This window comes from Methylobacterium sp. CCH5-D2, assembly GCF_001556475.1.
GTDB classification, from domain to species: domain Bacteria; phylum Pseudomonadota; class Alphaproteobacteria; order Rhizobiales; family Beijerinckiaceae; genus Methylobacterium; species Methylobacterium hispanicum.
Map to the genome: position 1 here is coordinate 1 of NZ_LSIX01000116.1, position 6,454 is coordinate 6,454.

Sequence of the window (6,454 nt, forward strand, 5' to 3'; positions counted from 1 at the left end):
AGGCTCGCTCGGCATATGCGATCGCCCTGCCGCAGAGGGGGAGGGAGAGCGGTGGAAGCTTCGGCGAACGAGCCTTTTCCTGAGCCGCCCTCGCGCGGTCCTACGCCGCAGCCCCCGTCCTCACGGCGCCGGCCTGTCCCCCGCCACCGCCCGGATCGCCGCCAGGAGCGCGCCCTCGAACAGCATCGCCGAGCCGTAGTGGAACTCCACGTCGAACGGCCGCCGCGAGTTCATGGAGAGCGACGCGCTCTGGAGCGCCACGAGGCGGCCGCCCTCGTCGAACAGCCCTGATCCCGAGCCGCCGTACCCGTCGTTGCAATCGTGGCGCACCCGCCGGATGGCGTCCTCGCCCGGCGGATCGACGAAGTGGATCGTGCAGGATTCGAGGCTGCTGCCCCCTTCGAAATTGCCGTGCCCCCCGGGTGAGACCATCGTGACCGGGATCGAGACCGGCCCGAGCGCGAGGTCGGGCGCCGCCGGCACCGGCTGCGGCCGCACCCCCTCGACGGGGCCGGCGAGGCGCAGCAGCGCCCAGTCGTCGGTGATGTGGAGGGCCTGCGCGTCGGGCGCGGTGCCGATCTGCAGCGAGGCGGCCACGAAAGCGTAGTTCCGCCCGCCGATCTGGAAGTGGCAATCCGAGACCGCGCGGGTGACGGCGAGGCGCCGATCGCGGAAATTGTGGGCGTTCAGCACCACGAGATCGGGCGCGCCGACGAGCCACGCGGCGGCGGCCTTCTGGGGCACGCCGTCCGAGCGCCGGCACCAGAGCACGCCCGCCCCGGGAAAGCGCCGATGATCCTCGCCCCCCATCTCGCGGCGCCCGTCGCGCGGGTAGAGCGCGGCCTCCCGGACATGCGCCGCATCCGGCGCGGCGGCGACGGAGGGCGCGAGCGGGCCGAGCGGCGCGAGGGCCAGTGCGAGGGCGATCCCGGACCCGGAATGCGGCCGGCGCGCGCGCACTGCCCTCATCGTTTCAGCCCCCCGCGCCGCCGGTGCACCGTTGCCGCACCCCTCGTCACCCGAGTGTTGGCGCGGGCGCCGAGCCGGTCAAGAACCGTGTTGCCACATGCCCAAAGCACAGGCGCGACTTGCCGGATGCTCCCGGCCTAAAATGACCGCCTTCCCGCAGACACGCGCCGATCCTTCGTCTTAGAAATATTGGGGACTGAGGCAGTAATAAGCACTTCATAAGATAAGAACGCAAGCTTCTCTTCTTAGAAAGTGCGGAGATGTCGGGACTGATCCCGGATCTGCTTCAGACTTCCGACGCTAGAGGTTCCGCGAGACCACGGGGTCGAGAGACGGAACGAGACGGCAAGGAGACGCACATGTTGAGGCTTCTGAATTCGGTCTCGGTGCTCGCCGTGATGGCGATGGCGCCCCTCGGCCTCGCCGCGACGGCACAGGCGAACGACAAGCTCGTCGAGATGGCCAAGAGCGACGAGAACTGGGTGATGCCCGGCAAGAACTACGATTCGAACAATTACAGCGAGCTGACCCAGATCAACAAGGACACCGTCAAGAACCTCAAGCCCGCCTGGAGCTTCTCGACCGGCCTGCTCAACGGCCACGAGGGCGCGCCCCTGGTGGTGGACGGCAAGATGTTCGTCCACACCTCGTTCCCGAACAACACCTTCGCGCTCGATCTCAACGATCCGGGCCGGATCCTGTGGCAGGACAAGCCGAAGCAGAACCCGGCCGCGCGCGCCGTCGCCTGCTGCGACCTCGTCAACCGCGGCCTCGCCTACTGGCCGGGCGACGGCAAGGTGCCCGCGCTCATCCTGAAGACGCAGCTCGACGGCAACGTCGCGGCGCTCAACGCCGAGACCGGCGAGACGGTGTGGAAGGTCGAGAACTCGGACATCAAGGTCGGTTCGACGCTCACCATCGCCCCCTACGTGGTCAAGGACAAGGTGATCATCGGCTCCTCGGGCGCCGAGCTCGGCGTGCGCGGCTACCTCACCGCCTACGACGTGCGCACCGGCGAGCAGAAGTGGCGCGCCTACGCCACGGGTCCGGACAAGGACCTGCTGCTGGCCGACGACTTCAACATCAAGAACGCCCATTACGGCCAGAAGGGCCTCGGCACCGCGACCTGGGAGGGCGACGCCTGGAAGATCGGCGGCGGCACCAACTGGGGCTGGTACGCCTACGACCCGGGCACGAACCTGATCTACTTCGGCACCGGCAACCCGGCGCCGTGGAACGAGACCATGCGTCCGGGCGACAACAAGTGGACGATGACGATCTTCGGCCGCGACGCCGACACGGGCGAGGCCAAGTTCGGCTACCAGAAGACCCCGCACGACGAGTGGGATTATGCCGGCGTCAACGTGATGATGCTGTCCGAGCAGAAGGACAAGTCGGGTAAGATGCGCAAGCTTCTGACCCACCCCGACCGCAACGGCATCGTCTACACGCTCGACCGGACGGACGGCTCGCTCGTCTCGGCCGACAAGATCGACGATACCGTCAACGTGTTCAAGTCGGTCGACCTGAAGACCGGCCAGCCGGTGCGCGACCCCGAGTACGGCACCCGGATGGACCACCTCGCCAAGGACATCTGCCCCTCGGCGATGGGCTACCACAACCAGGGCCACGATTCGTACGATCCGAAGCGTCAGGCCTTCTTCATGGGCATCAACCACATCTGCATGGATTGGGAGCCCTTCATGCTGCCCTACCGGGCGGGTCAGTTCTTCGTCGGCGCGACGCTGAACATGTATCCGGGCCCGAAGGGTGACCGGCAGAACTACGAGGGACTTGGCCAGATCAAGAGCTACAACGCGATCACCGGCAAGTTCAACTGGGAGAAGATGGAGCGCTTCGCGGTCTGGGGCGGCACGACGGCCACCGCCGGCAACCTCGTGATCTACGGAACGCTCGACGGCTTCATCAAGGCCCGCGACTCCGACAACGGCGACCTGCTCTGGAAGCACAAGCTGCCGTCGGGCGCGATCGGCTACCCGATGACCTACAGCCACAAGGGCACGCAGTACGTCGCCATCTACTACGGCGTCGGCGGATGGCCGGGCGTGGGCCTGGTGTTCGACCTCGCCGACCCGACCGCCGGCCTCGGCGCGGTCGGAGCCTTCAAGAAGCTCGCCAACTACACCCAGATGGGCGGCGGCGTGATGGTGTTCTCGCTCGACGGCAAGAACCCCTACGACGACCCGAACGTCGGCGAGTACGAGCAGCAGGCCGCCAAGAAGTAAGGCCCGCTCAGCGAACGGACGCCCCGCCGGCTCTCAGCCGGCGGGGTTTCCCAAGCCACCGGGCGCAGGACGAAGCGAAGAGGGGCACGCCATGCTCCCTCGCGATGACCCGCCGCCGCGCCGAACGAGAAAACCCCGAGGAAACGGAAGATCCATCATGTCGCGCGTCATCGGACGACACGGCGCGGCCCGTCCGGCCGCCCTCCTGATCGCCCTGGCCTGCCTCGGCGGCACCGCCGCCGCGCAAGAGCCCGCGGCCAAGGATTCCCAGTCCAAGGATTCCCAGTCCAAGGATGCCCAGCAGGCCGCCGATCCCGGCACCCTGCGCATCTGCGCGGCCGAGCAGCCGCCGCTCTCGCTGAAGGACGGCTCGGGGCTCGAGAACAGGATCGCGGTCGCGGTCGCGGAGGCGATGGGGCGCAAGCCCGTCTTCGTGTTCTCCGGCAAGCCCGCGGTCTACGCGGTGCGCGACGGCCTCGACAAGAAGACCTGCGACGTCGTCGTCGGCCTCGATTCCGACGACCAGCGGGTGCTCGCCACCAAGCCCTACTACCGGGCCGGCTACGTCTTCCTCACCAAGGCCGACGGCGACCTCGACGTGAAGTCCTGGTCCGACCCGCGCCTGAAGGACATCGGCCACATGGTGGTGGGCTTCGGCACGCCGGGCGAGGCGATGCTCAAGGACATCGGCCGCTACGAGGAGGACATGGCCTACCTCTACTCGCTGGTGAACTTCCGCGCGCCGCGCAACCAGTACACCCAGATCGATCCGGCCCGGATGGTCTCGGAGGTGGCGCAGGGCAAGGCCGACGTGGGCGTCGCCTTCGCGCCGGACGTGGCCCGCTACGTGCGCGATTCGAGCGTGAAGCTGCGCATGACGCCAGTGCCCGACGACACCACCCGCAGCGACGGCAAGCGGATGCCGCAGGTCTTCGACCAGTCGATGGGGGTGCGCCGGGACGACACGGCGCTCCGCGACGCCCTCGACGCAGCCCTGGTGAAGGCCAAGCCCCAGATCGACGCGATCCTCAAGCAGGAGGGCGTGCCGGTCGCGCCCGCCTCGAACTGACCCCCTCTGGCGAGAGAGCGATCCGGATCCCCGCATGATCAAGACCAAGAAAACGCTCGCTGCCTTCCTGGGTCTCGCGCTGGCCGGCGCCGGACTCGCCGCACTGGCCCAGCCGAGTGCCGGGCCGCAGACCGGCATCGTCTTCCGCAACACCGTGACGGGCGAGCCCTTGAACACCGCGGAGGGCAAGGAAGGCGGCCGCGACACCCAGGCCGTGAAGACCTTCTTCGAGACCGGCAAGAACCTCTACATCGACGACAAGTCGTGTCTCCGCAACGGCGAGAGCCTCTACGCCACCTCGTGCTCCGGCTGTCACGGGCACCTGGCCGAGGGCAAGCTCGGGCCCGGCCTCAACGACAATTACTGGACCTATCCGTCCAACACCGAGGATACGGGCCTGTTCGCCACGATCTTCGGCGGCGCCAACGGCATGATGGGCCCGCACAACGAGAACCTGACCCCGGACGAGATGCTCCAGACCATCGCCTGGATCCGGCATCTCTACACCGGGCCGGCGAAGGACGCGGTCTGGCTCACCGCCGACCAGAAGAAGGCCTACACGCCCTACAAGGAGGGCGAGAAGATCCCGCAGGACGCCAAGGGCCAGTGCAAGCCGCTGGAGTGAGGCCCTGCAGGACACCGCGCGCCCCGGGCGCGCCCAGAACGCACCCATCCCAAGGAGGAAACCGCATGCGCACCCTGATCCTCGCCCTCGGAGCGACCCTGGCGCTGGCCGCCCCCGCGCTCGCCTACGACGGCACCAAGTGCAAGGCGCCGGGCAATTGCTGGGAGCCCAAGCCCGGCTTCCCGGAGAAGATCGCCGGCTCGAAGTACGACCCGAAGCACGACCCGAAGGAACTCAACAAGCAGGCCGAGTCGATCAAGGGCATGGAGGAGCGCAACAAGAAGCGCATCGAGAACGCCAAGAAGACCGGCAAGTTCGAGTACGACGTCGCCAAGATCGGCAATTGAAGATCGGCAATTGATCGACGCGCGCGCCCGCCTCGCGCGGGCGCGCCTTGCCAGGGGCATCCATGAACGACATCCGCCGCGGCGACGCGATGCTGACAGACTGGCGCGCCGCCGCGCAGGCCTTCGAGGCGGCGGTGGCGGGCGCGGTGCTCGGGCAGGAGCGGATCATCCGCCTCGTCACCATCGCGGTCTTCGCCCGCGGCCACGTGCTGCTGGAGGGCGATGTCGGCGTCGGCAAGACCACGCTGCTGCGCGCGGTCGCCCGCGCCATGGGCGGCGCCTACGAGCGCGTCGAGGGCACGGTCGACATGATGCCGACGGACCTCGTCTACCACACCTACCTCGCCGAGGACGGGCGCCCGCGCGTCGAGCCGGGGCCGGTGCTGCGCTCGTCCGAAGACCTCGCGATCTTCTTCTTCAACGAGATCAACCGGGCGCGCCCCCAGGTCCACGCGCTGCTCCTGCGCCTGATGGCCGAGCGCAGCCTCCAGGCCTTCAACCGCGAGTACCGGTTCCCGCTCCTGCAGGTCTTCGCCGACCGCAACCGGGTCGAGCGCGAGGAGACCTTCGAGCTGCCGGCCGCCGCCCGCGACCGCTTCCTGATGGAGATCGGCATGGAGGCGCCGCGCGATCCCGCGACGCGCCGCGCACTGGCCTTCGACCCACGCTTCCACGACACCGACGGGCTGATCGCCGGCATCCCGACGGGATTGCTCGATCCCGCCCGGCTCGGCGGCATCGCCTCGGCGATCCAGCACGGGGTGCGGGCGAGCGAGGCGATTCAAGCCTACGTGGTCGCCCTCTGGGAGGCTCTGGTCCGCCCGCACGAAGCCGGCATCCGGCTTCCCGGCATCGACGACATGGCGGGCCTCGTCCAGGGCGGCGCCTCGCCCCGCGGCGTGGCGGCGCTCGTCCGCGCCGCCCGCGTGCGCGCCTGGCTGGAGGAGCGCGACTGGCTGGTGCCGGAGGACATCCGCGCGGTCTTCGAGCCGGTGATGGCCCACCGCGTCTTCCTGGAGCCGATCCACGAGTTGCACCGCAGCGAGATCGTGCCCGCGCTGTGCCGGGCGGTGTTCGAGACGGTGCCGGCTCCGTGAGCGAGGAGCCCCGGACCGGCGCCGACATCCTCTACCTGCCGCGCTGGCGCGCGCGCGGGAACCGCCTCGGCGCCCATCGCGGGCGCGACGCCGGCGGGCCC

The 6,454-nt window shown here is 68.9% G+C and carries 6 protein-coding genes; 5 read left to right on the forward strand and 1 reads right to left on the reverse strand.

Annotated features, from left to right (window positions below):
* Window positions 1-120 precede the first annotated feature (120 nt).
* Entirely contained in the window at window positions 121-969 is an 849-nt protein-coding gene (locus tag AX737_RS02345; RefSeq protein ID WP_082772829.1) for a serine protease, read from the reverse strand.
* A gap of 359 nt (window positions 970-1,328) precedes the next feature.
* On the opposite strand from AX737_RS02345, the gene AX737_RS02350 reads away from it, so the two are divergent.
* From AX737_RS02350 to AX737_RS02370, 5 genes are all read left to right on the forward strand, one after another.
* Complete coding sequence (locus AX737_RS02350; protein ID WP_066918702.1) at window positions 1,329-3,215, forward strand: methanol/ethanol family PQQ-dependent dehydrogenase; 1,887 nt, start codon at window positions 1,329-1,331, stop codon at window positions 3,213-3,215.
* Between the two features lie 157 nt (window positions 3,216-3,372).
* Window positions 3,373-4,284, forward strand: a complete 912-nt coding sequence (gene moxJ / locus AX737_RS02355; protein ID WP_066918704.1) for a methanol oxidation system protein MoxJ — start codon at window positions 3,373-3,375, stop codon at window positions 4,282-4,284.
* A 34-nt stretch (window positions 4,285-4,318) separates the two neighbouring features.
* Window positions 4,319-4,909, forward strand: coding sequence for a cytochrome c(L), periplasmic (gene moxG / locus AX737_RS02360; protein WP_066918706.1), 591 nt, complete (start codon window positions 4,319-4,321; stop codon window positions 4,907-4,909).
* A gap of 65 nt (window positions 4,910-4,974) precedes the next feature.
* Entirely contained in the window at window positions 4,975-5,256 is a 282-nt protein-coding gene (locus tag AX737_RS02365; RefSeq protein ID WP_066918708.1) for a methanol dehydrogenase [cytochrome c] subunit, read from the forward strand.
* 62 nt (window positions 5,257-5,318) lie between these two features.
* Complete coding sequence (locus AX737_RS02370) at window positions 5,319-6,353, forward strand: MoxR family ATPase (protein WP_066918710.1); 1,035 nt, start codon at window positions 5,319-5,321, stop codon at window positions 6,351-6,353.
* Window positions 6,354-6,454 lie beyond the last annotated feature (101 nt).

What these genes read in the sequence shown, in the direction of transcription:
- AX737_RS02345 (WP_082772829.1), bottom strand. Translation starts at nt 969, where the DNA reads ATGAGGGCAGTGCGCGCGCGCCGGCCGCATTCCGGGTCCGGGATCGCC.
- AX737_RS02350 (WP_066918702.1), top strand. Translation starts at nt 1,329, where the DNA reads ATGTTGAGGCTTCTGAATTCGGTCTCGGTGCTCGCCGTGATGGCGATG.
- moxJ (WP_066918704.1), top strand. Translation starts at nt 3,373, where the DNA reads ATGTCGCGCGTCATCGGACGACACGGCGCGGCCCGTCCGGCCGCCCTC.
- moxG (WP_066918706.1), top strand. Translation starts at nt 4,319, where the DNA reads ATGATCAAGACCAAGAAAACGCTCGCTGCCTTCCTGGGTCTCGCGCTG.
- AX737_RS02365 (WP_066918708.1), top strand. Translation starts at nt 4,975, where the DNA reads ATGCGCACCCTGATCCTCGCCCTCGGAGCGACCCTGGCGCTGGCCGCC.
- AX737_RS02370 (WP_066918710.1), top strand. Translation starts at nt 5,319, where the DNA reads ATGAACGACATCCGCCGCGGCGACGCGATGCTGACAGACTGGCGCGCC.